19 protein-coding genes are annotated in these 26,148 nt (G+C 44.5%); 11 read left to right on the top strand and 8 right to left on the bottom strand.

Translation table 11 applies throughout. The annotated features are described in order from the left end of the window. Positions 1-128 precede the first annotated feature (128 nt). The gene (locus ATL39_RS15760) at positions 129-1,478 is read right to left on the bottom strand and encodes a YjiH family protein (RefSeq protein WP_120194327.1); all 1,350 of its coding nucleotides are present in this window, start codon (positions 1,476-1,478) and stop codon (positions 129-131) included. 271 nt (positions 1,479-1,749) lie between these two features. On the opposite strand from ATL39_RS15760, the gene ATL39_RS15755 reads away from it, so the two are divergent. After that, positions 1,750-2,034: a hypothetical protein gene (locus ATL39_RS15755; RefSeq protein ID WP_120194326.1), complete on the top strand. Its 285-nt coding sequence runs from the start codon at positions 1,750-1,752 to the stop codon at positions 2,032-2,034. A 122-nt stretch (positions 2,035-2,156) separates the two neighbouring features. Here ATL39_RS15755 and ATL39_RS15750 read toward each other — a convergent pair whose 3' ends face one another. Continuing rightward, positions 2,157-2,951 carry an HAD family hydrolase gene (locus ATL39_RS15750; protein WP_120194325.1) on the bottom strand — a complete coding sequence of 265 codons (795 nt, stop codon included), beginning with the start codon at positions 2,949-2,951 and terminating at the stop codon, positions 2,157-2,159. A 490-nt stretch (positions 2,952-3,441) separates the two neighbouring features. Between ATL39_RS15750 and ATL39_RS15745 the strand changes: the two genes are divergently transcribed. The 5 genes from ATL39_RS15745 (at position 3,442) to ATL39_RS15725 (ending at position 15,912) form a co-directional block, all read left to right on the top strand. Next, positions 3,442-6,279 carry a 2-oxoglutarate dehydrogenase E1 component gene (locus ATL39_RS15745; protein WP_120194342.1) on the top strand — a complete coding sequence of 946 codons (2,838 nt, stop codon included), beginning with the start codon at positions 3,442-3,444 and terminating at the stop codon, positions 6,277-6,279. A 16-nt stretch (positions 6,280-6,295) separates the two neighbouring features. After that, entirely contained in the window at positions 6,296-7,603 is a 1,308-nt protein-coding gene (gene odhB, locus ATL39_RS15740) for a 2-oxoglutarate dehydrogenase complex dihydrolipoyllysine-residue succinyltransferase (protein WP_120194324.1), read from the top strand. A gap of 171 nt (positions 7,604-7,774) precedes the next feature. Continuing rightward, positions 7,775-11,287 (top strand): helicase-exonuclease AddAB subunit AddB, encoded by a 3,513-nt coding sequence (gene addB, locus ATL39_RS15735; RefSeq protein ID WP_120194323.1) that lies wholly within the window; start codon positions 7,775-7,777, stop codon positions 11,285-11,287. Continuing rightward, positions 11,265-14,942 (top strand): helicase-exonuclease AddAB subunit AddA, encoded by a 3,678-nt coding sequence (gene addA, locus ATL39_RS15730; RefSeq protein WP_120194322.1) that lies wholly within the window; start codon positions 11,265-11,267, stop codon positions 14,940-14,942. Before addB ends, addA begins: the two co-directional genes overlap by 23 nt. 220 nt (positions 14,943-15,162) lie before the next feature. Next, a complete protein-coding gene (locus tag ATL39_RS15725; RefSeq protein ID WP_120194321.1) occupies positions 15,163-15,912 on the top strand; it encodes an SDR family oxidoreductase in 750 nt (249 codons plus the stop codon). Between the two features lie 55 nt (positions 15,913-15,967). Here ATL39_RS15725 and ATL39_RS15720 read toward each other — a convergent pair whose 3' ends face one another. The 5 genes from ATL39_RS15720 to ATL39_RS15705 form a co-directional block, all read right to left on the bottom strand. Then, a complete protein-coding gene (locus ATL39_RS15720) occupies positions 15,968-17,134 on the bottom strand; it encodes a CapA family protein (protein ID WP_120194320.1) in 1,167 nt (388 codons plus the stop codon). Between the two features lie 11 nt (positions 17,135-17,145). Continuing rightward, entirely contained in the window at positions 17,146-17,595 is a 450-nt protein-coding gene (gene pgsC, locus ATL39_RS15715) for a poly-gamma-glutamate biosynthesis protein PgsC (RefSeq protein ID WP_120194319.1), read from the bottom strand. Next, positions 17,596-18,795, bottom strand: a complete 1,200-nt coding sequence (gene pgsB / locus ATL39_RS15710) for a poly-gamma-glutamate synthase PgsB (protein ID WP_120194318.1) — start codon at positions 18,793-18,795, stop codon at positions 17,596-17,598. 181 nt (positions 18,796-18,976) lie between these two features. Beyond that, the gene (locus ATL39_RS17265; protein ID WP_147419364.1) at positions 18,977-19,159 is read right to left on the bottom strand and encodes a hypothetical protein; all 183 of its coding nucleotides are present in this window, start codon (positions 19,157-19,159) and stop codon (positions 18,977-18,979) included. Between the two features lie 20 nt (positions 19,160-19,179). Further along, on the bottom strand, positions 19,180-20,832 hold the full coding sequence (locus tag ATL39_RS15705; protein ID WP_120194317.1) for a gamma-glutamyltransferase family protein: 1,653 nt from the start codon (positions 20,830-20,832) through the stop codon (positions 19,180-19,182). 428 nt (positions 20,833-21,260) lie between these two features. Between ATL39_RS15705 and ATL39_RS15700 the strand changes: the two genes are divergently transcribed. Further along, positions 21,261-21,695 (top strand): hypothetical protein, encoded by a 435-nt coding sequence (locus ATL39_RS15700; protein WP_120194316.1) that lies wholly within the window; start codon positions 21,261-21,263, stop codon positions 21,693-21,695. A gap of 53 nt (positions 21,696-21,748) precedes the next feature. On the opposite strand, the gene ATL39_RS15695 is transcribed toward ATL39_RS15700, so the two are convergent. After that, the gene (locus tag ATL39_RS15695) at positions 21,749-22,078 is read right to left on the bottom strand and encodes a hypothetical protein (protein WP_120194315.1); all 330 of its coding nucleotides are present in this window, start codon (positions 22,076-22,078) and stop codon (positions 21,749-21,751) included. 128 nt (positions 22,079-22,206) lie between these two features. Between ATL39_RS15695 and ATL39_RS15690 the strand changes: the two genes are divergently transcribed. The 4 genes from ATL39_RS15690 to ATL39_RS15675 all read left to right on the top strand — a co-directional run bounded on the left by ATL39_RS15690 (position 22,207) and on the right by ATL39_RS15675 (position 25,941). Continuing rightward, positions 22,207-23,832 (top strand): ABC1 kinase family protein, encoded by a 1,626-nt coding sequence (locus ATL39_RS15690; protein WP_245961011.1) that lies wholly within the window; start codon positions 22,207-22,209, stop codon positions 23,830-23,832. 19 nt (positions 23,833-23,851) lie between these two features. Next, positions 23,852-24,901, top strand: a complete 1,050-nt coding sequence (locus tag ATL39_RS15685) for a C45 family autoproteolytic acyltransferase/hydrolase (protein ID WP_120194313.1) — start codon at positions 23,852-23,854, stop codon at positions 24,899-24,901. A 17-nt stretch (positions 24,902-24,918) separates the two neighbouring features. Then, positions 24,919-25,371: a hypothetical protein gene (locus ATL39_RS15680; RefSeq protein ID WP_120194312.1), complete on the top strand. Its 453-nt coding sequence runs from the start codon at positions 24,919-24,921 to the stop codon at positions 25,369-25,371. A gap of 81 nt (positions 25,372-25,452) precedes the next feature. Continuing rightward, on the top strand, positions 25,453-25,941 hold the full coding sequence (locus tag ATL39_RS15675) for a hypothetical protein (protein WP_120194311.1): 489 nt from the start codon (positions 25,453-25,455) through the stop codon (positions 25,939-25,941). The last annotated feature ends 207 nt before the right edge of the window (positions 25,942-26,148 follow it).

The raw sequence follows: 26,148 nt of genomic DNA, 5'->3' as shown, positions 1-26,148 counted from the left end.
AATTAAAATTGGCTGGCCAAAGCCCGGTGAAGTACCGAACATCGACCAGCCAACTCGCTGCATCATAAAACTTTAACTTTTAGGGGTCACTACCGCCTGCAAAAGGCCGGATGCTTTTTTTTGATAAATCAAAAGATAAAATGAGCACAAACAACAATAACGGGAAGCGTAATAATCGTACGCTCCAGAAAAATAATGACAAGATCCAAAAAGGATACCGGCAGCTTAGAGGCAAGAAGCAGTCCACCAACCTCGGACATGTATATTAACTGCGTGACTGATAAGCTGGCAATGATAAACCGGGTCATATCACTTTCTATGCCGGCTCCTAATATAGCAGGAAGAAACATATCTGCAAATCCAATCAGCATCGATTCAGAAGCGGCGGCAGCCTCCGGTACCTGCATCAAGGTAAGCAGCGGAACGAAAGGTGCTCCCAGGATAGTAAAAAAACTGGTGAACTCGGCTACTATTACAGCCAGGGTGCCAAGCGCCATAACGATAGGCAGAACGCCGATCCACATGTCGAGGACGTTCTTAATTCCCCCGCTGAAAATAGAACGGATGCCATTTTCGCCGGATTTAGCGACCGCCTGTCGTATTCCCCATGAAAAAGGAGTAATGGAGGAAGGGCGTTCCTTTGCAGACTGGTCCGGGCGTGTTCTGAAATAATCGTCTTTTTTTCTGGAAAGCGGTGGGATCCGCGGCATAATAATGGCGGCTACAAATCCTGCTGCTATGATAGTGAAATAGTAAGGAAGAAAATATCCGAGCAGCTCCACATATTCTAATATAACAATACTGAATGTGATGGAGACAACGGAGAATGTAGTTCCGATAACGGCGGCCTCACGTTTTGTGTAGTAGCCCTGTTCATACTGCTGATTTGTAAGCAGAACACCGATTGTTCCATCTCCCATCCAGGACGCGGCACAGTCAATAGAAGAGCGTCCCGGAAGCTTGAAAAGCGGGCGCATAATGGGCGTAAGTAATGCGCCGGCGAATTCAAGCAGGCCGAAATTAAGCAGAAGCGGCAGGAATAAACCGGCAAATAAAAATACGGAAATAAGAACCGGAATTAAATCATAAAGAAGCAGGCCGCCGGTGACGTCAGAGATAACCGGCTCCGGTCCGATACTGAATAACACCATAACGGCAAAAATCAATCCAAGAATTCTTACAATCATCCAAAATACAGAAACGTTGAATAAAGTCTGTAGAAAGGGGGAAGGAATATGTACAAAGCGGGCAGCAATGGTGCCGATAACCGCAGCCAGCATAAAGGCAGCCGCAATGTATGGAAGCGCAGGCCCTATTGCTCCCTGAAACCAGCCGGCAAGAATAGCTACTACAATGGTTACTTCTCCTCCGATGGATACAGGCACCATAAATAAAAGAATACCTATAATTGATGGAATGAGAAAACGCAGCATAGAACCCCGGCTTTGCGAAGGCTTAGTTGTAGAAGAAGAATTCATGTCGACACCTCTTTATGTATATTTTTTGCATAAAACATAACAAACAGTAACTATAACCCTTAATAAGCGGAGAGAGCTTTGTATAAAATCTTATAATTCATTATAAAAATAACATTTTTTATTATAAAAAGAAAGAGCTGTCATGTTGATGGAATGTTCCGACAATTGCTATGAAGCCATTTTAGCATGAACGACAGGCAATAAGAAGCGGTAAATATAGATAATACTATAGAAAGAAAATTTATACGAAATGCAGACGGGAGCCAGCACAATGCAATACATTTTTGAAATAGAAAGAATTACGGAAAAACAGCCTAAAGATGAGCTTCAAACGAGGATTGCGTTTGTTAAAGCAGAAGTCATTCACGCTTCAGAAGGCACGATTCTTTATGAAATGACTATACCGGTTGAATATCACTACTACGGAGTTTATCCCGATATAAAGGCGATAGGAAAAGTAGTAGAGGATCGGAAAATAAAAAGGGAAGCTTTTTTCAAACTCAGACGGTATATAAAAAAGCTGCGGCCTTTTCTCGAATTAACAGAAGAAGACTAAATCATTCCCCGGCGGAGCTGCCGGGCTGTGCTGTACTTACATATGTAAAAAAATACCGGGCATGAGATCAGCCCGGTAAAATAAAGGCAGCGTTTGTTTCCTTTTTAGGGAGGGCTGCTTCTTTATTTATTTTTGAAAAAAGTATCAGCAGCATGGACAGTTTCCCAGAGATCGGCTGTCTGCATAGTAGCGGGGACTTTACTGTCAGCTGGTTTGTTTTCGCGGTTAATCCATATGTTGGATATACCTGTCCGATTGGAGCCGAGTATGTCTGTATAGAGATTATCGCCAATCATCAAAGCATTCTCTTTTTCTGTGCCGGACAGCGTCAGAGCATATTGGAAAATAGACTCATCCGGCTTTCCCTTTCCAAACGCGCCGGAAATAATGATATGAGAGAAGTAAGGAACCAGCTGGGGGGTCATCTGCAGTTTAATATGCTGCAGCGAAGGGGCACCATTTGTCAGCAGTACAAGCTGGTAACGGGAGCTTAATTCCTCGAGGACCTCGAACGTATCCGCATAAACATAAGGAAGATGCCGGCGGTGAAACACGAATCGTTCGGCAAGGTGACCGGCAAGCTCTTCATTTTGAATATCCTGGTCGTTTAGAGCACCTTTCCATACTGCCCTTTGATAATCCTTGATAAGAGTGCCCATTAATCGAAACCGGTGATCATGTATGTCGCCAAAGCTTCCCCACAGCCCCTCAAAAGGATTGATGCCTATATCCTGGGTGAACGTATAACTTTCAAGTTCCGCGTACAGCTTTGGTGCCCATTTCCGCACAGATTGAACCAGTGCTTTTGCATCAGCTCCGTAAGCCGTACTTTCGAGTGCAGCAGCCCGGATCGACTCCTCTACACTTTTTTTGTCCCACAACAGTGTATCGTCTAAATCAAATATTAGTGTGTTCATTATGTATGCCTCCTTTGTTTCTCCCGTCTATTATAAGCGAACCCGTTCAAAAAGGCATCCTCTCATATGTGAATAACCGTCTGTTCTCCCAAATTTGATTTTTTTCTTTATTTGAAACTCAATTGGTGTACAATAATGGGGTAGGATGTTATGCCGTCCATTGGGAACATTAAGTAAATAAAAAAAGTTTTATGAACAAAATAACGTGTTCTTTCATATTTAAGAACAATGTTATGTAGACAGCTTACTTTCCCACTTTTATTATATAAGCTTTTGAGAACGCGCTTTCAACGTGTTAAAATGAAAGAGCAAAGCAGGCTTAACATTCTTTTACAGTCCAACCATTGTTTTTTTCATCATTATTGCAAAGCACATCGCCAAAATGACGTGAAAAGATGTGATTTATGATTTAAGAAAAGTACGCCGTAAACCCATGAAAACTTATTTCGTCTTTGTATCATAATTACACAGCAGCGGAGGTATGGAACAGATGAGTAAAAATTCAGCCAAGCAAGAAGCATGGCAAGAATTTTATGGCCCCAACCTGGGGTATTTAATGGATCTTTATGACCAATTTACAGAAGATCCAGATTCTATTGATAGTGAAATGAGAGAATGGTTTGAACAATATGGGGCACCCGTTAACGGAACAGCTCCCTCTGCCGAACTAAGTGCAGAATCGAGTGCTACCGTAACAGATGTTTCTTCCATAGACGTAGACAAGATTGCCAATGCGGTAAAGCTTGCGGAAAATATCCGTATACATGGACATCTGTCAGCAGATATTAATCCTCTCGCCAAACCTGGTGAGGAAACGTCCTTTTTAAAAATTAACGAATACAATCTTTCGGAAGAAGACCTGCAGGCGCTTCCGGCTTATATTATCTGTGAAGACGCCCCGGAGAGAATTACAAACGGCTATGAAGCCATTAACCATTTAAAAAGCATGTACACGCGCTCTATTGCTTTCGAATTCAACCACGTACATGACGTGGAGGAACATAGATGGCTGAATAAAAAAGTAGAATCCGGTGAAATATATAAAGGCCTTTCGGATGATAGACGGAGAACGCTCCTAAAGCAGCTGACGGACGTCGAGTCTTTTGAGCAGTTTCTACACAAAACATTTGTCGGACAGAAGCGTTTCTCTATTGAAGGGGTCGACGCACTCGTACCAATGGTAGATGAATTTGTGCAGGATGCCATTCATGAAGGTGCGGAAAACGTCATGATCGGTATGTCCCACCGCGGACGCTTGAGCGTATTGTCCAATGTACTTGGCAAACCTTATGATTTAATTTTTTCCGAGTTTCAGCATTCACCGAACAAAGATCTGGTTCCTTCTGAAGGATCGATTGGCCTGAGCTATGGCTGGACCGGAGATGTGAAATATCATCTTGGTGCCAATAAAGAAATTCAAAAAGAAAGTGTGGACGCAACCATCACGCTTGCTAATAACCCAAGTCACCTTGAGTTTGTTAACCCTGTGGTGGAAGGATACGCCAGAGCAGCTCAGGACAGCCGCAGCGAGCCCGGCTTCCCGCAGCAGGACACAAACAAAGCAATCGCAGTACTTATTCACGGCGACGCCGCCTTCCCTGGTGAAGGTGTAGTTACGGAAACCCTCAACATGAGCCGTCTGAAAGGTTATCAGACCGGCGGTACGCTTCACATTATTGCAAATAACCAGCTCGGTTTTACGACCGATACCCATGATTCCAGAAGTACTACGTATGCAAGTGACCCCGCTAAAGGTTATGAAATCCCAATCGTGCATGTGAATGCCGATGATGCAGATTCCTGTCTGGCAGCCATTCACTTGGCACATGAATACCGGAATAAATTCAATAAAGACTTTGTGATTGACCTGATCGGATACCGTCGTTTCGGACATAACGAAATGGATGAGCCGGCCGCAACCCAGCCGCATTTGTATGAGGTAATCAGAAGTCATCCTACAGCTCGTGAAGTTTATGCCGGCGAGCTTGTTAAAGATGAGCTGCTTTCCAAAGAGGAAGCGGAGAAATATAAAGAGGACAGCCTGCAGTACCTTCAGGAAAACTATGATCGTGTATCTGGTGATAAATCAGAGGATGCAGAAGATGTAAGTATACCTGAAGAAGTGGAAAAGCATCTGCCTCAGGTGAACACTTCCTATGATATTGACGATCTGCAGCAGCTGAACGAAGAATTGATCACGTGGCCGGAAGAGTTTAATGTCTTTCCGAAGCTGAAGAAAATTCTGGAAAGAAGAAAAGATGCGCTTAAGGAAGGCGGAAAAGTAGACTGGTCCCATGCAGAAACACTTGCGTTTGCAAGCATTATCTCTGATGGAACACCGGTGCGCCTGACAGGACAGGACTCCGAGCGCGGTACATTTGCGCAGCGGCATATTGTGCTGCATGACAGTGAAAACGGGGATATCTATTCGCCGCTTCACACGCTTTCCAAAGCAAAAGCTTCCTTTGCAGTTCATAACAGCCCGCTGTCCGAAGCGGCTATTGTAGGGTTTGAATATGGATATAACGTTCAGGCGCCTGAAACGCTCGTTTTATGGGAAGCGCAGTTTGGCGATTTTGCCAACGCCGCCCAGGTTATATTTGACCAGTTTATTTCAGCGGGACGTGCTAAATGGGGACAGAAGTCAGGAATGGTAATGCTGCTTCCGCACGGATATGAAGGACAGGGCCCGGAGCATTCCAGTGCAAGGCTGGAACGTTTCTTGACGCTTGCTGCCGAAAATAACTGGAACGTAGCTTACTTGTCGAGTTCAGCGCAGTATTTCCATCTCCTCCGCCGTCAGGCTTCTTTCCTGGGCAAAGAAGAGATGAGACCGCTTGTTCTTATGACACCAAAAAGCCTGTTAAGAAACCAGAATGTGGCATCTGGACCGGATGCATTTAGTAAAGGAATGTTCCAGTCCATCGTAGAGGATCCAAAAACAGGTAAAGAACCTAAAAAAGTAAAACGCATGCTGTTTGCTACAGGAAAAATGGCGATTGATCTTCATGAAGCTATCGAAGATGAAAAAGAAGTAAGTGATACGCATATCGTTAGAATTGAAGAGTTGTATCCGTTCCCGGACGACAAGATATCAGAACTGCTTGAACAGTATCCTAACGTTAAAGAATTTAAATGGGTACAGGAAGAGCCGTCCAATATGGGGCCATGGAATTACGTGCAGCCGCTTCTCAGAAGCGTAGCGGGAAGCAAGATTACAACGGAATATATCGGACGCCGCAGGCGTTCAAGTCCGTCTGAGGGAGATCCTAAAGTCCACAAAAAAGAACAAAGCCGTATTATAGATGAAGCATTGAGAGGAAAATAACAAGGAGGATTTACTCATGGCGGAAATTAAAGTACCAGAACTTGCGGAATCAATTACAGAAGGAACGATTGCAGAGTGGCTGAAGTCACCCGGCGATTATGTAGAAAAAGGCGAAAATATCGCTGAACTGGAAACGGATAAAGTAAACGTGGAAATTCCGAGCGAAGAGTCCGGTGTAATCAAAGAACTTCTTAAAGAGCCCGGTGATACAGTCGAAGTTGGAGACGTTATCGCAGTGATCGACCAGAATGGCGAAGCAGGCGGCAGTGAAGAATCGTCTGAAGAGTCCTCGTCGAAAGAAGAATCTTCAAAAGAAGAATCTGCAAAAGAAGAGCCGGAAAAAGAAGAAGCACCGGCTGCATCAAAAGAAGAATCAAGTGAAGAAGAAAGCGACAGTGATTCTTCGCCTTCCGATTCTCCGGTTGCTTCCCCATCGGCTAGAAAGCTCGCCCGCGAAAAAGGATTAAATCTTGATGATATTCCAACAAGAGATCCGCTCGGACGCGTAAGAAAAGAAGATGTAGAGAACTACGAAAGCAACACAAAAGCTGCCGCAAAGTCGGAAGCTCCTGCTAAAGAAAGCAAACCAAAAGAAAAAGAAAGCAAAGATGAGTTTGCAGGTAAGCCGGTGGAGCGTGAAAAACTTTCCCGCCGCCGTCAGACTATCGCAAACCGTCTGGTTGAAGTGCAGCAGACATCAGCCATGCTTACTACATTCAATGAAGTAGATATGACAGCTATTATGGATGTAAGAAGCAGAAGAAAGGACTCCTTCCAGGATTCCCACGATGTTCGACTTGGCTTTATGTCTTTCTTTACCAAAGCTGTTATTGCAGCCTTAAAACAATTTCCACTTCTTAATGCTGAAATTCAGGGCAAAGAAGTAGTGAAAAAGAAATTTTATGATATCGGTATGGCCGTTTCCACAGATGATGGACTCGTCGTTCCGGTAGTGCGTAATGCAGACCGTCTTTCTTTCCCTGAAATTGAACAGGAAATTATCGGGCTGTCCAAAAAAGCACGCGATAACAAGTTAACTCTGCCGGATCTACAGGGTGGCTCCTTTACCATTACAAACGGAGGAGTGTTCGGTTCCCTCTTATCTACACCGATTTTAAATGGCCCGCAGGTAGGTATTCTTGGAATGCATACGATCCAGTGGAGACCAGTAGCCGTTGATAAAGAGACAATGGAAAACCGTCCAATGATGTACCTTGCCCTTTCCTACGACCACCGTATTGTGGATGGAAAAGAAGCAGTCAGCTTCCTTGTAAAAGTTAAGCAGCTTCTGGAAGATCCAGAATCTCTTTTATTGGAAGGTTAATCATTCAGAAAGAGTCCTGTTTTTCAGGGCTCTTTTTTTTATTATAAAAAGAGACATAAACCATGTAATGACAAGGAATAATCCTTACCTTTTCCAATATTTTATATTAAAATAGTACATAGGCGAACATATGATTCTATCGAACGAAGGGTATTAGAAGGGAGCAAGTATATGACAGTGCATTATTTCATTGGGAGAACCGGTACAGGAAAAACAGAGACGATGCATGATGACATTATCAGGCAGTCAAAGGAAGATCCGTCAGGACAGCCCATTATTTTACTGGTGCCGGATCAAATGACGTTTATCTCGGAACAGAAGTTAATTAAAAAGCATACAATCGGTCTGCAGAGGGCCCAGGTATACAGCTTCCCGAGACTCGCACGGAGGATTCTGCAGGAACAGGGCGGCCTCACTCATACTTTTCTGCAGAAGCAGGGAATGCACGTACTGCTGCGAAAAGTCATGGAAGAACATAAAAGCGACTTTAAACTTTTCACCAAATCATCTGATACGCCGGGATTTATTGAAAATATGGATACTATGCTTAAAGAGTTCCAGCGCTATAATGTAGAACCCGGCCATATTAATGAGATAAAAGAAAAAACCGAACAAAAAACGGTTCAAACTGCAAACGACAAAATTCTTTCTGATAAGCTGTCGGATATACTGCTGTTGTGGGAAAAGATGGAATCTGAAATGGAAGGACGCTTTATTGGACTCGAAGACTACCTTCCGATGCTCCGCGACAAGCTGCCTTATTCCAACATGCTTGAGGGCTGTCGAATTTATTTAGACGGATTTCATTCTTTTACTCCTCAGGAAATGGAAATTCTGTTAATGCTGGTAAACAAAGCAGAGCAGACAACGATAGCATTAACAATGGATCAAGCACATATTCAGCAGGATACGCATGCTCTGGATCTTTTTAAAGAAACAGCGGATACGTTCCACCTGCTTCAGCAGATGTCTGCTGATAAAGAACAGCACGTAAGACTATTTGAAGCAGAAGAAGATAAAGATGAGCGGCATGAAGATCTCAGGCATCTGGAAGCAAACTTTGAAAAACGCCCGATTCATGTACGGAATCAGTCCCCAAATGTGCAGATGTGGAGTCCGGCTAATAAACGGGTGGAAGTTGATCATACGGCCAGAACCATTCTGGAAAAAGTAAAAGAAGATGGCTACCGATTTAAAGATATTGCGGTAATGGCACGCAGTATCGGTGATTATGATGATCTACTGCAGACTTCTTTCCGCGATCACGGGATACCGCTTTTTACGGATCAGACCAAAAAAATGGAGCATCATCCCGTGCTGGAATTTTTACGGTCGGTACTGGAGTGGCTGACGGAGAGCTGGCGCTATGAAGCAGTATTCCGGGCTGTGAAAACAGATATGCTGTTTCCGGCAGCAGACGACTGGGAAGCATGCAGAAAAAACATGGACCGGCTGGAAAACTATGTTCTCGCATATGGCATTAAAGAAAAACACTGGAAAAGCAAAGATAAATGGTCCTTTACCCGGTTTCGGACGTCCGCCGGAGAAGATTATGAACGGTCCCGTACAGAAGAACAGATAGAACAGCTGATCAATGAACAAAAAGAACTGCTAAAAGAGCGGATTCTTCCTCTGGAAAAGCGATTAAAAAAAGGAACGACGGTAGAAGACTATACGGCTGCTTTGTATCGTTTTATGGAGGAACTCAACATTCCGGAAAAGCTGGAAAAATTAAGGGATATTGCACTGGAGCATGGAGACCTTACAAAAGCAGGAGAGCATGAGCAGGTCTGGGGTGAGCTGATTGAACTGTTCGATCAGATCGTCGAAGTAGCGGGCGATGAAAAAATGAGCATGACCCGCTATCGTAAACTGCTTGAAGCCGGTCTGGAAAGCCTTTTGTTCCGGCTCGTTCCGCCAGCTATAGATCAGGTAAGCGCCGCGGATATGGAGCGTTCGCGTCTGGAAGATGTTAAATTACTTTTTGTGCTTGGCGTAAACGAAGGAGTCCTGCCATCTACAATGGATGAGGACGGCATTCTTGGAGATGAAGACCGCAGATGGTTTGAGGAAAGCGGCGTATCTCTTGCGCACACATCGAGCCAGAAGCTGTTAAATGAATCTTTTTTAGTGTACCGGGCTTTGAGTCTTCCCTCCAGAGAATTGTATATAAGCTACCCGCTTGCCAATGAGAAGGGGGAAGCGCAGCAGCCGTCTATTTTAATCAGCCAGCTGAAAAATATGCTGCCGGGAATAAAGGAAGAATTTATCTTTGCAGAGCCGCAGGAGTTTGAATCAGAGGCGCAGGAAGCAGCGTTTGTGCATTCATCCAGACGCACGCTTTCCCAGCTGATTTATCAGCTTCAGCGCTGGAAGTCGGGCGAATCCATATCAGATTTATGGTGGGGTGTATATAACTGGTACGTGCAGTCCCCGGAAGCACACCCCGACTTTGTCAAAGGCATGCAGAGTATTTTTTATAAAAATAAAGCGTATCCGCTGACCGAACAAATGAGCACCCAGCTTTACGGTACGTCATTAAAGGCGAGCGTCTCCAGAGTAGAGCAGTTTGAAAAATGTGCGTTTGCCCACTTTGCCTCTTATGGGCTGAGACTAAAAGAACGGGATACGTATACGCTGGAAGCGCCTGATATCGGCCAGTTTTTTCATGCGGCTTTAAAAGATATAACAGAAGCCATTCAAAGAGAAGGAAAAGAATGGAAGGATATATCGGAACAGGACTGCAGAGAAAAAGCAGCGCATGCCGTAGAACAGCTCGCGCCAAAAGTTCAGCGGGAGATACTCTCAAGCAGTGCCAAGCATGCTTTTGTACAGAAAAAGCTGCAGGAGACGATTACGAGAGCTTCGCTTGTTATGCGCAGGCAGTCGATCCAGTCAGCATTTTCCCCGATTGCTTTAGAAGTAGCTTTCGGTGAACACCAGGATCTGCCGCCGATGACGTTCACACTGGAAAATGGCACAAAAATGGAGATTGCAGGCAGAATAGACCGTGTTGACAGGGCGGAAGGATCAGAAGGGGTGCTTCTCCGCGTAATTGACTACAAATCCAGCGTAAAGGACATCCGCCTGAGCGAAGTGTATTTTGGGCTGGCGCTGCAGATGCTCGTTTATCTGGATATTGTAATGACCTACGCAGAAGAATGGATCGGGGAAAAAGCAGATCCGGCAGGTATTCTTTATTTCCATATTCACGATCCGTTTGTCAGCGTAATGGATGAATCAGCAGAAGATATTGAAGAAAGATTATTTAAGGAATACAAGATGAAAGGCCTGATTGCAGACAACGAGGAATCGGTCCGCCTGATGGACACCGATCTGAAAGAAGGGCATTCTACGACTATTCCAGCCAGAATGAAAAAAAATGGAGAGCTTTCTAAAACGGGATCAACGATCAGCCGGGAGAACTTCCAGGCGGTGCATCAGTTTATCCAGCAGAAGCTGCTCGATGCCGGAGAGCGTATTATGCATGGCGCCGTAGAGATTAATCCATACAAAATTGGCAATGATACAGCCTGTACTTTCTGCTCCTTCCGGCCTGTCTGTCAATTTGACCAGCAGTTTGAAGCCAATCATTTCAGAGTGCTGAAAGCGGATAATGAAACGATAAAAAAAGAGTTACTTGGAGAGGGGGAGCCGCCTGATGAAAAGAACAAGAAAGACTAAGCCGGAAAATGTCCGATGGACTGACAGCCAGTGGGAAGCGATTTCCGGAAGCGGAGCAGATACGCTTGTTGCTGCCGCTGCCGGAAGCGGAAAAACAGCCGTTCTGGTAGAGCGTGTGATCCAAAAAATTATTAACGAAGAAAACGGCATCGATATCGACCGCCTGCTGATTGTAACGTTTACCAATGCCGCTGCCGCCGAAATGAAAACTAGAATCGGGAAAGCACTGGAGCGGGAGATTCATGAAAATCCGGGGTCCCTTCATCTGCGCAGGCAGCTTTCTTTATTAAATAAAGCCCAGATTTCCTCTCTGCATTCCTTTTGCATGAGCGTTATCCGCAGGCATTACTTTCAGGTTGAGCTGGATCCAAAGTTTCGGGTGCTGGATGAAACCGAAGGAGAATGGATTAAAGAGGAAATACTGGAGCAGATTCTGGAAGAAAAATACGAACAGCCGGAAAGCAGCTTTTTTATCCAGGCAGCTGATTCCTACAGCGGCAGTCGAAATGATGAGAGACTCCGCCAGCTGATACGCAGGCTTTATGATTTCTCCCGGGCTCATCCGGACCCGTCCAGCTGGCTCGGGGAAATGAGCAGTCAATACGAAACGCTCAGCGGCGATAATATAAATGAACATCCATGGTCCCGGGAGATTATTCAGGAAATTCATATTACGCTTGAAGGAGCTCTGCGCATGCTGTACCGGGCTGAAGAGCTGGCTCATGCACCGTCAGGGCCTTTACCCTATGCAGAAGCCATCCAGTCCGATATTGAACAGCTTTCCATCATTAAGGATTATACTACGCTGGAACAGCTTTATGCGGGCGTCCATGCGGTCTCATCCAAGGGACTGAAACCCATTACAAAAAAACATGAGGTAGATGAATCTTTAAAAGTCGAAGCCAAGCAGCTGAGAGATAAATCTAAAGATATTTTAAAAAATATTAAAGAGCTGCTGTATCAGTCCCCTGAAAAAATGCTCGAAGATATGCACTTTATGGTTCCAGCGGTAAAAGAGCTTACGACAGCGGCCAAAGAGCTGAACAGCCGTTTCACAGAAAGCAAGCGGGATAAGGGTGTGGCTGACTTCTCCGATCTGGAGCACTTAACCCTGCAGATTTTACGGGATCAATCGGGCAGTGTGCAGGCATCTGCCTATTATCAGGATCACTTTCAGGAAGTACTCGTTGATGAGTATCAGGACACCAACTACGTGCAGGAGGCGATACTTCAGCTTGTAGCAGCTCCGGACCGCCTGTTTATGGTAGGGGACGTCAAGCAGAGCATTTATCGTTTCCGTCTGGCTGAGCCAGGCTTGTTTATTGATAAATATGAACGTTACACGACAGAGGATTCAGAAAACGGCTGGAAAATAAATCTTGATAAAAACTTCCGCAGCCGCAGAAACGTCATTGATGCTTCCAATTTTATTTTCAAACAGCTGATGGACAAAGATATCGGGGGAATTGCCTATGACCGCGAAGCTGCTCTCAAGCAGGGAAATGAAGGTTTTCAGTCTGAAGAAGACCCTTCAGCCGATATTGCCGTAATTAATAGAGGCACCCCTCTGTCCGGAACGGAAGTTGACGAATCACAAGAGGACACAGAAAAAGCTGTTCTGGAAGCAAGGTATATCGCGGGGCGTATTCAACAAATGATGGACGCGAAAAAACAGATCATAGACGACCGAACGGGTGAACCGCGGCCGGTCCGGTACAGCGATTTTGTAATCCTGATGCGTTCGATGGCCTGGTCCACGGCAATGATGGAGGAATTCCGGGAACTGCAGATACCGGTATATGCAGAACTTCGTACAGGTTATTTTAAAGCGGTGGAAATTCATATTATCCTTTCGCTGCTGCACGTTATTGATAATCCTATTCAGGATATACCTCTGGCGAGCGTGCTTCGTTCCCCAATCGGTCAGTTCAGTGAAGAAGATATGGCTGAAATACGAATGGCTGATACAGGCGGCACCTATTACGATGCGCTTCTGGCAGCGTCAGAAACGGCGACCTGTAGAGAAAAAATCCACTCATTTTTAGTAACGCTTGAAGAATGGCGGACCTATTCCCGCCAGGAGTCTCTTCCTGAATTTATATGGCGCCTACTCCAGGAGAGTGGTTATTATGACTTTGCCGGAGGACTGCCGGGCGGCAAACAAAGGCAGGCAAACCTGCTTGCTCTTTATGATAGGGCGCGTGCCTACGAGCAGACTTCTTTCCGAGGTTTGTTCCGCTTTCTGCGTTTTGTAGAAAGGCTTCAGGAAAAAGGGGACGATATGGGGACCGCACGTACCCTTGGAGAAAAAGAAGAAGTGGTCAGGCTGATGACGATCCATAAAAGTAAGGGGCTTGAATTCCCGGTTGTATTTCTTTCAGGATTAAGCAAGGATTTTAATATGCGTGATATGTACAGCGATATTCTGCTTCATCAAAACCTGGGGATCGGTACAAAGTATATTAATCCTTCCAAACGAATAGTGAAAACTTCGCTTCCTCAGGCTGCTATTAAAATACGGGAAAAAAAGGAACTGCTGGCAGAGGAAATGAGAGTGCTTTATGTAGGACTGACCCGTGCTAAAGAACAATTTATTCTAGTGGGTACCGTGAAAGACGCCGCTTCAGAGTTTTCTAAATGGGCGGTGACGGCGGGCCAGGCGGCGGATACGCTTTCGGCATTTGACAGACTTCAGGCCAAAACGTTTTTTGACTGGATTATGCCGGCTGTACTTCGTCACGCTGATCATGCAGAGTGGCAGGAATCGTCACGGATGGACTTTCTGTCTGATACATCGAGCTGGAATGTAGAAGTGGTTGAACAGCATACCCTTACCGGGGAGAAAGAAGAACCTGAACAGGTAAACCAAAAGGAAAAAGAAGCACTCATTCACCTTGAGACGGTGCCGGGGTATACACAGGAAAATGAAGAGGTAGGCGCAAGAATGAACTGGGAGTATCCTTATGCTCATACAGTAGTGCTTCGCTCCAAGCAGACGGTAAGTGAATGGAAGCAGGCAATATCTGATCCATACAGTGAACAGCCGGCTCTGCAGACCGGATTTCGTTCAGCAGGCGCTGAGAGACCCCGGTTTCTTCAGGAAAAAACGGTTACTCCCCAGGAAAGAGGGACTGCTTTTCATATAGTAATGGAGCATGTATCTTTAGAAGGTTCTGTAACTACCGCCGATCTGACAGAGCTTAAAAAACGGCTCGTGGCAGGGAACTGGCTTACTGAAGAACAGGCGGAAGTCATTGATGAGAATAAAATACAGCCGTTTTTCGAAAGCAGACTCGGTAAGGAGCTTATGGAATCGGCAGACGTCTGGCGTGAAGTAGCCTTTACCTACGGCCGGCCTGTACCTGAAGGAGACGGCGATATAACGGTCCTTCAGGGGATGGCTGACTGCGTGTTTCGAAACAGCGAAGGCCGTTTAGTGCTGATTGATTATAAGACAGACCGCCTTTCCAATGTAGAAAATAAAACTCAGGAAGAACATATCGCCGGCATGAAAGAGAAATATCAATTTCAGCTGGACGTATATAGAGAAGCTCTATCTGCCATTTGGGAAGAGCCTGTGCAGGAAGCCTATATTTATGCTTTTGATCAGGAACTGGTCATTCCTATGAATAAAGAAGGAGCGCGCTACGAATAATCAATCTTTGAAAAGATCCGGTTCGCTTAAGTATCTGTCTCCTCATAAAATAATTTATAAATGAGAGTCTGCGATTGTAGATAGGCAATAAAGCGGTTTTCTGTTGAAAAGAGGGCATGGTTTCCATAGAGACTATAAAAAAAAGTGTCTAAAATAAGATTAACAGTAAAAAAAAGTGGGAAAGAGAGGGAGGTAACCAAAAATAATGGAGTGATAAAAAATGAGTAACTGGAATGGTAAAACAATAATTATTACCGGTGCAAGCAGCGGTATTGGAGAAGCTACGGCAGAACGCTTCGTAAAAGAGGGAGCCAACGTAGTACTGGCTGCAAGACGAGAAGACAGATTAAAAGAACTGCAGGACAAGCTGAGCGGTGAAACCGGCAAAGCAGTATACAAAAAAACAGACGTTACTTCTGAAAAGGAAATGAAAGAGCTGGCAGAATTTGCAATCAACGAATTTGGCCAGATTGACGTATTATTCAATAACGCCGGTCTTATGCCGCTTTCATTCATGAAAAACACAAAAGTGGATGAGTGGGATAAAATGGTTGATGTAAATATTAAAGGTGTGCTTTACGGGGTAGCAGCAGTGCTTCCGCATATGATAGAGCGCAATGAAGGACACATTTTGACTACTTCTTCCGTAGCCGGACATGAAGTAATGCCAACAGGAGCCGTATACTGCGGTACTAAATTCGCGGCTCGTATTATCATGGAAGGCATGGGCAAGGAGCTTGCGGAAAGCAACATCCGCACCACTTCTATTTCTCCGGGTGTCGTTCAGACAGAGCTTACCGATACTATCACAGATGAGGATGCCATGTCGTTCCTAAAAGACGGAGTCGGCCTGGGATCTATGACCCCGCTTGCCAGTGAAGATATTGCAGAAGGCGTATTTTATGCTGTGAATCAGCCGGCTCACGTAGATGTGAATGAAATTATTATCCGCCCGACTAACCAAGGATAAAAAAAGCAGTTAAAAAACAGTAAAAAAAGAAGACGCCAGCTGGCGTCTTCTTTTTTTACTGCTCTCTATCTTCCAACACATGAGAATGATCGACTTCAAATATAAGGCGCTCATCGTTTTCCACGATGGCTTCTTCATTTGTGGTGTCTTTAGTCAACTGGCGGAAAATACGGAAGCGGTGAACAAATTCGGTTAATCCTTCTACGGGACGCGGCTGCGCCTCAAAAATACGATAAGGTTTAAACTCAATGCGCGCTGTACCGTCTTCCATCAGCTCATACTCTGCGACCGCGCTGTCTCTTGTACGGGTCCAGCCCTGATCAAAAATAAAGTTACCCATAGAATACATAATTAACGTGTCATTATAAACATCAACCGATTGAAGAACGTGCGGATGATGGCCCACTACGATATCAGCGCCGGCATCGGCAATGGCTTTAGCCAGTTCCTGCTGACGGGTGGTAGGGGAGCTGTCATACTCTTGGCCGGCGTGCAGATGAACGACTACGAGATCAGCTTCTTCCTGAGCACTTTGTATAGCCGGGATAAACTCTTCCGGATCAGACGTCAGGACACCAGGAGAGGCAAGGCCGGGCTGCTCCATAGCGGAGTAGGTAATGTCATTAACGCCAAGCGTTGCTACGTTAAGGCCATTATACTCGCCTGAAGAATAAGTGGAGGCCTCCTCTGCATTTCTGCCTGCGCCAACAGCTGTGATCGAAGAATTATCAAAAGCGTCCAGCGTATTAGCAAGCCCTTCATGTCCATAGTCAAGCATATGGTTGTTAGCAAGGGTTACTGTGGAGAAATTATATTCCTCAAGTGCCTGAATGGCCTCAGACTGAGCACTAAGGTGGATGATTTTATCCGCTTCCGGAACATCGTCCCCTTCGTCTACAATCGGGTTTTCAAAGTTGCCTGTCATGTAATCGACCTGCTTAAATAAATCACCAGTGTACTGGAATAATGACTCATAGCCGTTACGTGAAGCGACTTCCTCCACATGGCGGCCCATCATCATATCTCCTACCATAGCGGCTGAAAATACCGATTCACTGGATACAGTGTCCGTGCTGCTCTCGGCCGGCGGTTCAGCAATTCGGATAACGGCAATCAGCACAATACACAGTATTACTGCGATAATGGCGTGCCGGAATCCTTTCTTTTTTTCTTGTTTTGTTAAAGCGAGTACACGCTCTTTTAAACTCCATTTTTTTCTCATGTATATAACCCCTAAATCAGATAGTAGAGTGTAATAATGACAAATGTTGCCGCCGTTAATACAATCGTGCTTGCTACCGTAGGGATAACTCCCTGACGCTGCATAGCATTTGCAATGAGTCCGGGAACAATAACTCCAAGTCCTCTGAATTCATATATTTCAAAAGGCAGTATGGGGTAAAAGTAATCAAACAACAGCTTAAGTACAATTCCTGTACACAACATCGCAGCAAATTTTCTGCGTCCGTAAAGTACCATGAAGCGTGACAGACCGTACGTTACAATCAAATACGTGAATAAGCTGACCAAAAAAATGACAAGCAGAAACACAGGCTGGTCGAATACAAGGGCTAAATAGCCCGGAACAATAAGGCCTGCCGGCATGATGCCGGTGCGCTCTGCATAAATAAGACTAAGTACGACTCCTACCACTAAGGCAATGTATAAATCTGTTCCAAACAATTAAATGGCCTCCTCGCCGACATTTCTCTCTATTACATCAGGAGATTTTCTTAGTTCTTCCATGAATAGTTCGCCCATTCCATGGATGTTTCCGACTCCGTAAATAGTAGAGCCGTTGGCTTCTCTTTTTACTGTTTCTAAAATCATTTCGCGGTCTTCTGCTTCCAGATTAATAACCCGGTTATACGGCAGAAGGCCTTTTTCCATTGCTTTTAAAGCAGGGTAGACGTTGCGTCCAATTAATACCAGCTTATTGGCCGGGAGGTAGGGAAGTACGTTTTCACAAAAATCTTTTGTACGGTCCACCCGGTCTTCCCGGCAGTTCATAATAATCATTGTATCGTCTTTCATAAATGCCGAGTCTTTTAAACGATCCCAAATCGATAAAGTAGAGTGGGCATCGTTGGCTGCGAATCCATTAATCATGAAAGAAGGTTCTTTTCCTGCCTGGGCAAGGGAAAGAATGCGGAGAGCGCCCGGATCCGGATTAGCGCGGAGCATGCCGCGGAGTGCCGTTTCTTTGTCAATGCCTACCGCTTTAGCGACAGCCAGAGGAATAGTTATATTTTCCGGGAACACCATATAGGAAAATCTCTGAAGAAATCCTTCTGGAATTTCGGCTTCATCCGCTGTAAAAACTTCCGTATTTCGCTCTTTAGCTATTTTAGTGAAAAGCTCATAGTAAGGTCCTTTTCCAACAATTAATTTTCCATTATAGGGAATAGTAGAGGTGAAACCATCTGCAACATGATCAAGCGAAGGCCCCATAATATCCATATGATCTTCATACACGTTCAAAATAACACCGACATTAGCTTTTAGGAAATCCTGCTGCAGAATACGCTGATATTCCGGGTTGATAGCCATACATTCAGATACAAAGGCTTCAGCTCCTTTGGAAGAAGCTTTTTGGAGCATGAATTTCTGTTCCTTAATATTTGCGCCTTCAGGTTTGCGTACAATAGGTTTCTCCGACCGGTCCCAGTATATCATTCTGGCCTCGGTACCCGTGGTTTTTCCAACGGTTTTATAATTCGCTTCCGTTAGAATACCGGTAATCAGCCGGGTTACGGTTGATTTGCCGCGTATGCCGTTTACGTTAATACGTAATGGAATTTTGTCTATTTCCTGATCGTGTTTTCGTTTTTCCAGCAGGCCTATTAATAAAAGTACCAAACAGGCCAAAATGATCAAAAGCATGTTTTTCTCCTCCTTATGATTTCAAGAAGAGCCTTATGAAAGCTTTTGCACATAAGGAAAGTGCCTCTACTATAGATTGTACAGAAGAGACACCTACGTTAGTGCAGCGAAACGATTTCAGGCTTTTACTTGTTCTTGCAGGTTTATCTTCTCACTTTAGACACGACATCAAGCGGAAAAGTTATTCCGTACCGCTTGATAAATCGCTCTCTTCTTGTTCTTCATAAAGCTCGGAGTTAATATGCTCTTGTTCCTGATTGGTTAAAACTTCATCCGATTTAAAAAAGTACATAAAAAATACAAGGGAAACTAGAAACACATAAGGGAATACTCGCATCATCAATTTTTTTGATTGTACCAACAATTTTGTGACCTTCTTTCTTTTTAATTAATATCGTATGATCCAGCGCGTCTGGCATCAGAAATGCCTTCCATTGTTTCTTCTTCGTTATTGCGGACAAGACCGGTAATATTGCCAAAGTACGTAGCGACCGTTTCAACTTCCGTCTGATAACCGTAATTCTGCAGATCTTCAATCAGCTGGTCGTTTGCCATACGCTCTTCTATATGAATGGTGTCTATCTGCGGATGGAACCGGCCGTGATTCACTGAATCCTGAACACTTTCATCTGTATAAGCCTGTCTTAACAAAAATTCGACGATGGCACTCGGGATACGGTCGCCCCCTGGGGAACCGACACCCATCACAGAAGAATTATTCTCACCCTGGATAATAGTAGGGGCCATAAAGCTTCTTGGGCGCTTACCTTCTACAAGATAGTTGGGTGATTCAGGATCATCGCTGTAGTTGCCAAGCTGGCTGTTCATCCAGGCTCCGTCTATATTGCTTCCGGAACCAAAGAAGTTTCCGAGAGTGTTGGTGGCGGAAATTGTACGCCCTTCATCATCCATGATAACAAAATGACTCGTACTTGTGTGCTCAACTCCATCATATTCGTCTAAAGCTGTAACATTGTCAAGTCTGCTTTCCTGGACAAAGTCAGCACGGTTCTCAATATAAGTGTCACCTGTGAGTAACTCTACGTCAACATCTTCAAATGCAGGGTCACCTAACCGATTTAATCGGTTAAAATAAGCCTGTCTCGTAATTTCACTAACGAGCCTGACATATTCTGCCTCATCGCCCATAGTATCTTCCACATTCAAGTATTCTGCCATGCCGAGCATCTGAATAACAGTGATACCGGAAAGAGGAGGGGCGGCTGAATAAACCGTGCTGCCTTCAAATTCCCCGGCGGCAGCTTCCGTTTCTGCGACCGTGTAATTCTGCAGATCGGCAGGCTCAATATGAGCGACACTTTCGCTGATCTGATTGGCAATTTCTCCTTCATAAAAATCATCCAGCCCGTTTTCCTGAAGCGTGCGGAGCGTCTGGGCAAGTTCAGGCTGTGTAAGTGTTTCGCCCTCTTTAATGGATTCACCATCTGGATAAAAACTTGGTGCAGCTGAAGTAGTGATTCTTGGAGTAGCATAGTAAAGCCTGTCTGCAAGCGTCTTATCAACTTCAAAGCCGTTTTCGGCATAATCGATCGCCGGCTGCAGTAGATCTTCTATCGGAAGTGATCCGTGCTGTTCATGAACAGTCTGCATTCCTTTTACAAATCCGGGGATGCCTATCTGGTCAGCGGGGTTTGTGCTTGATGCCGTTTCACGGTAGTCGTAGTATGTAGGAACATCTTCAGCCGAACCCATATACATCATACCGCCGCCTCCGCCTATGCCAGAGCCGAAAGGTTCAGTTACCCCCAGCGTAAAGGACACTGCGACCGCTGCATCCACTGCGTTTCCGCCTTGATCAAGTATTTCCATGCCGGTGTCAATGGCCTGCTGGTTGGAAGAACTTACGCCGTATCCCTCGTAATCTTCCAGCGAGTATTCCTGGGAGGGTTCAGATTCAGGGGTCGAATCATTATCAGCACTTTCATTTGAACTGTTAAAGCCGAAAAAGTATACAAGGATCCCAATTACAATGAGAGCTGCAAGTATATTTGTTATGTTTTTAGCATTCCACGTCATATACGTCTTCCCTTCAATAAATATTCACTATTTTATATACTAACAACTTTTCAGGCAAAATACTATTTTATTTTGATTAAACTTTATATCATTTAAAAAGGTTTTTGCATTATCAGCTGTTTTTTTAATTAATCTGAAACAATATAATGAAGAAAGACATTCAATAAATAGAAATAACCGGGTAGAAAAAAGCAGTAAATGTCCTTTTATGTGTCGGTTTTGTTACGTTGTCCGGACAAGTGATTTTTTCTTCATTCAAAAAAGATAAACACCATTATGATTGAATGCGCTTTCTTTGTGTTTTTGTAAAATTATCGACAATCACTTTGAGGTTGTGGTACATTAATGTAACAACATTATATTCTGAATTTTCTTTTCTAATGGAAATTCATAATGCGGTGTAGAGTAAGTTTGAAGGAGGGATTTACATGCCAGTTAAAGAAAATCAACATACGCTGGTGGTGGAAAAAGCTAAAGAGCTCTGCAGCGCCATGGAACTTAAAGGATGGGCAAGCACAAAATTTGTGCCAACGCCGCCTTACGGATTAACTCTTATAAGTACAACAGGCTGCAGAGCCTGGTTTGGTAAACGCTGGGGAATGATCTGTGATGATATGGACGATCACTTGAAAATTGTTCTTGATATCCCTAAAGGCCGAATTGATGCAGAAAAAGTAAGCAAGCGGCTCCAGCTGCCTGTAGTGAATGAAAAAGCAGAAAAAAGCAGTGTAGAAGTAATTGATAACCGTGACAGGCATACGATTATTATTTATTTATTCACCGAGGAATTAAAAGATACTGAATTCAAAAATAGTGAAGTCACGGAACTTATTAGTGATGTTCGACGCTGGTCCTGCCTGTAATAGCAGCAAATAGATAAAAGTATCAGTCCCCAGCAGGGCTGATGCTTTTTTTGTTATGAAGAAGATGCGTTTCTTTCTGAATAAATTCGTGCGGATACAGCAGCAATCGTCAAAGTGCCTAATATAACAGCCGGCCAGATAAACGCAGAGCCTTCAATAAAGGGAAGCAGAATAAAAGCAATAGTTAAAACGCCTGCCCCGGCAGCTGCAAAGGCTGTTGACAGGAAAGTGTAGAAAAGCAGACCTCCGGCTGTGCTTACTGCAAAGAAAAAAAGCACAGAAGAAGCATATGGATAAAGACGCATTTCTTCAATTGATATTACCAGTACAATCAAAGCTGCAGTAAATAGTAAAAGCATGATAAATCGGTCGCGTAAGGTCATGGAAAGACCTCCCATTCAAGACATTCATATTAGTAAGAAAATTGATGTTTCTATGATACCATAATATAACAGAAGCAGAAGCTCTAGTCGGTGAACGGCCGGAAAATGAGGGGATTCGCGTGAAATTTATGTCCTGGTACCGCATCATTACCATATTAGCGATGAGCATTTCCATGTTTTTAAAAGTAGTCTGGTTTAAAAAGCGTCATGCAAAACATTGGAATGAAGCCGAATGGAGAGAACTGCTTCGCAGTCAGGCCGCTGTTTATCGAAAAAAAGCCCTTGAACTGGAGGGCTTATTAATTAAGCTTGGCCAATTTCTAAGCACACGGGCGGACATTCTTCCAAAAGAATTCATAGACGAACTTTCCGATTTAATCGACCGTGTACCGCCGGAAAAGTGGGAAGACTGCCTGGAAATAATTGAATCTGAATGGCAGGAAGATATTTATACCTATTTGGAGTCTATTGATACCGATCCGGTAGCAGCGGCGTCCATCGGTCAGGTATATAAAGCCGTTCTTATTGATGGCAGGCAGGCTGCAGTAAAAGTCCGGAGGCCGGGCATTGAAAAAATAATCAGGGCCGATTTTAAAGCGCTGCGCATGGTAATGGCTCTGGCTGACCGGTTTACAAAAATTGGGGATTCCACCGATATGAAACGCCTGTATAAAGAAATAGAGGATGTTATCGGAGATGAGCTGAATTTTTATAAGGAATATAAAAATGCAATGAGTTTTAGTGAACGTTATAAAGATTCCGAACAGTTTTTTATCCCTGCCTATGAAAAAGCTTTATGTACTGAAAAAGTGCTCGTTATGGAGTGGATAGACGGCGTTAAAGTGACTGATACAGCTTTTATCGAAGAACAGGGCCTTCCTAAAAATGAGCTGGCTCTGCGTTTACTAACCGGATTTCTTGAACAGGCGCTTAAAGCAGGGAAGTTTCACGCCGACCCTCATCCAGGAAATATTTTTTTGAATAAAGATGGCACATTCTGGCTGATTGATTTTGGTATGGCCGGGACAATAACGCCGGCTCAGGCAGGTTCCCTCCGGAAAATCGTAGCAGGTTTTGTATTTGACCGCTATGAGGATTCCATTGATGCAATGGGAGAGCTGGGTTTTTTGCTTGAGCATGCAGACAAGGACAGATTGAAAGAGAAATTTGAAGAGCTGATGGTCCGCTATTTTCAGGAAGATATGTCGCAGTGGGATGAACGGAAAGTAGAAGCCTATCTGGAAGACATTCAGGATTTAATGGAAAAAGAACCGATTCAAATGCCAAGTGAATTTGCCTTTCTCGGCAGGGCAGTGTCCACCCTGATTGGCGTTCTATACATTATTGACCCGGATCTTGATCTGATTGAAGCTTCAAAACCACCGGTGATGGACTGGATTATTGCCAACCAGGAAGAAACGGGGGGTGCCGGCTGGCAGAGCATCGCGAAAGATTACGCCCGTCCGCTGCTTTCCGTTCCGTCAGACGTTCAGGCCTATCTGCGCGCTCCGGACAAAAAAAGAATATCCGAGGAAAGGCAGAGGCAATTTACGTTCGAATACTCTGTACATCTGCAGAATCGTCTGTTTCTTTTTATCAGTTTCTGGCTTCTCGCAGCCGGGGGAGTTATATTGGCCTATCTCACATTCTGGCTCCCTGCTGCTGCAGCATTTACAGCTTCCCTTTGCAGTTTAATCTGGATCTGGAGAGCAGGAACGGCCTTTCGATACCGCACCAGACAATGGAATAGATAAACGTATTAAGGAGTCTGCTATGAAAACAATAAATATGCCGCTGCGAGCCTATCGGGGGACCTACTATGACATAGGCCGGCAGCAGGGCAGAGAGTGGAAAGATACCCTGATAGAAAAAGTACATTGGAAGCGCCGGGAAAAATCTACCAGACGTTACAGTATTGATTTTAATGATACAAAACAGCTTCTTAACCGGTATTCCAGCGGAATCTGGGATGAGCTGGAAGGGATTTCCGAAGAGCTGAAGTGGCCATTGTATGACGTGGTCCATGAATACAGCGGCTACCAGGGCGACCGGGTTCGCGCCGGCTGCAGTGCATTAATGGTGAATGGAATATATGCGAGAAATTATGATTATTTTCCCAAGACATACGAAGGACGGATGATGATGCATCAGCCGGATCATGGTTTTGCTACATTTGGCTTTTCCCAGCGCATGGTGGGCCGAACGGACGGAATGAATGAGCATGGCCTTTCCATCGGTTATCATTTCGTGCACCGGATCAAGCCGGAAGAGGGGTTTGTCTGCTCGAACATCTGCCGGATGGTGCTGGAAAACTGCCGGAACACAGACGAAGCCGTACAGTTTTTAAAGCAGGTGCCGCACCGTCACTCGTTTAACTATTCGATGTATGATGCCGGCGGCAGGCGCGCAGTGGTGGAAGCATCACCTAGAAAGCTTGCCGTCAGGCAGGAAGATGATTTTTGGTGCACCAATCACTTTATTACGGAACATCTTCAGAAAGAAAATCGTCATTTTTTAAAGGATTCGTACCGCCGGGAGGAAATTTTTAAATCAATGGACTTGTCTGGTAAACAACTGCTCGATCTGTTTTATTTGTTTAATCATGATGGGCAGGGCATTTACACTAACGATTACCGGAACTGGTCCGGAACGATCCACACTGCGGTGTATGAACCAGCATCGCTGTCTATTTATGTAGGCATTGGAGGAAACAGGCCGCCCGTCAAAATTCCTTTCCGGGAGTTTTTAAACAGAGAGCGTATATACATTAAAACGATAAAAGGGAAAATGGATACCGATCTGGATTTCCCTTTTAACTGGTAAAGGAGAGCAGGCGGAAAATGGATGAAAAACAGGCATATGAGATGCTTCGCTCCGTATATACAAATGAATTAATGATGGAAGAAAAACGCAGGGTGCTGAAAATACTTTACCGACACCTTGAAGAGCAGGCGGCAGAGCTGGCTGTTGCAGATGAACTTGCAGAAGGCGCGGGGAAGAGAGTAAAACGATATAAAGAATATGCGTATATGCCGGGGAACACCCTGCTGAAATCCGTCCAGTTTGTGTTTAACACGGCCAGAGGTGATCCTACTGCCGGCGAACCGGATGCGTCCATTCATGTGAAGCGCATATACAAAGCACTGTATCAGGCACCCGCAGCCAGGGCTCCGGTAATACCGGATTACTTCTGGAGAACGCCTTTGGGTGTAGCCTGTCTAACTGCAGAACAGGGAATAGCAGCCGTGTATGACATCATAGAAGAACTCGAGCAGATACACCGGACCGAATAAAAATAGTAGGAAACGCTTGTATTAAGTGTTACAATGGGGAAAATAAACTACATTGATTAATTTAGAAAGACGGGGTGTCATATGAAAGCTTATCGCCGCAAATTTTACTATGTAGGAACCAGCCAGACGACAATGGAACCTATGAGCATGGATCGTATCAGGCAGGCTGGTTTTGATATAACCATTATAAAGGATGATCTCCCGTATTTGATAAGCTTCTGCCGGGAATGGCGTTCGCTGTTTGAAAAGAAAGCAAAATCAGTGGATCCGCTGTATCGTCCATACGTAGAAGAAGCAGCGGCATTTTTCGATGACCAGGTAGAGCATATGACATTATGCACAGCCTCCCACCACGACTCCAAAACGTACAATATGCCGATAACTGATCTGGTCGGAGCGCTAATGCTTGCTTATGATGCATTTGACCGCGTTTTGGATGAGTACAATAATATGCCTGCTCATTTTGAGACCGCTCTTAAATACTATCGTCAATTCTCCTCGCGCTCGGATGCAGAGAAGTCGCAGTTTATACTTAATCATCTTCCTGATCTCCGCTTAAGCGTCGAGTAAAAAAGCCGGACTCCTGCCATTATACTAATGGCAGGTTTTTTTATTTTTTACGATTTTCATAGTATATTTACGAATTTTTTTGTGTTCCGTATACAATGTTAAGGAATATTACATAAAATTTGTACGATTCAGCAAACGACTGTTTACTTTTCGTCATTTATTTGATAAAGTATCCATGTTCTTTCCTAATTTAAAGGGAAGGGAAGC

This window comes from Sinobaca qinghaiensis, assembly GCF_003610495.1.
GTDB classification, from domain to species: domain Bacteria; phylum Bacillota; class Bacilli; order Bacillales; family Marinococcaceae; genus Sinobaca; species Sinobaca qinghaiensis.
The sequence above is the reverse complement of the archived record's forward strand: the minus strand, read 5'-3'. Positions and strand labels throughout refer to the sequence as shown.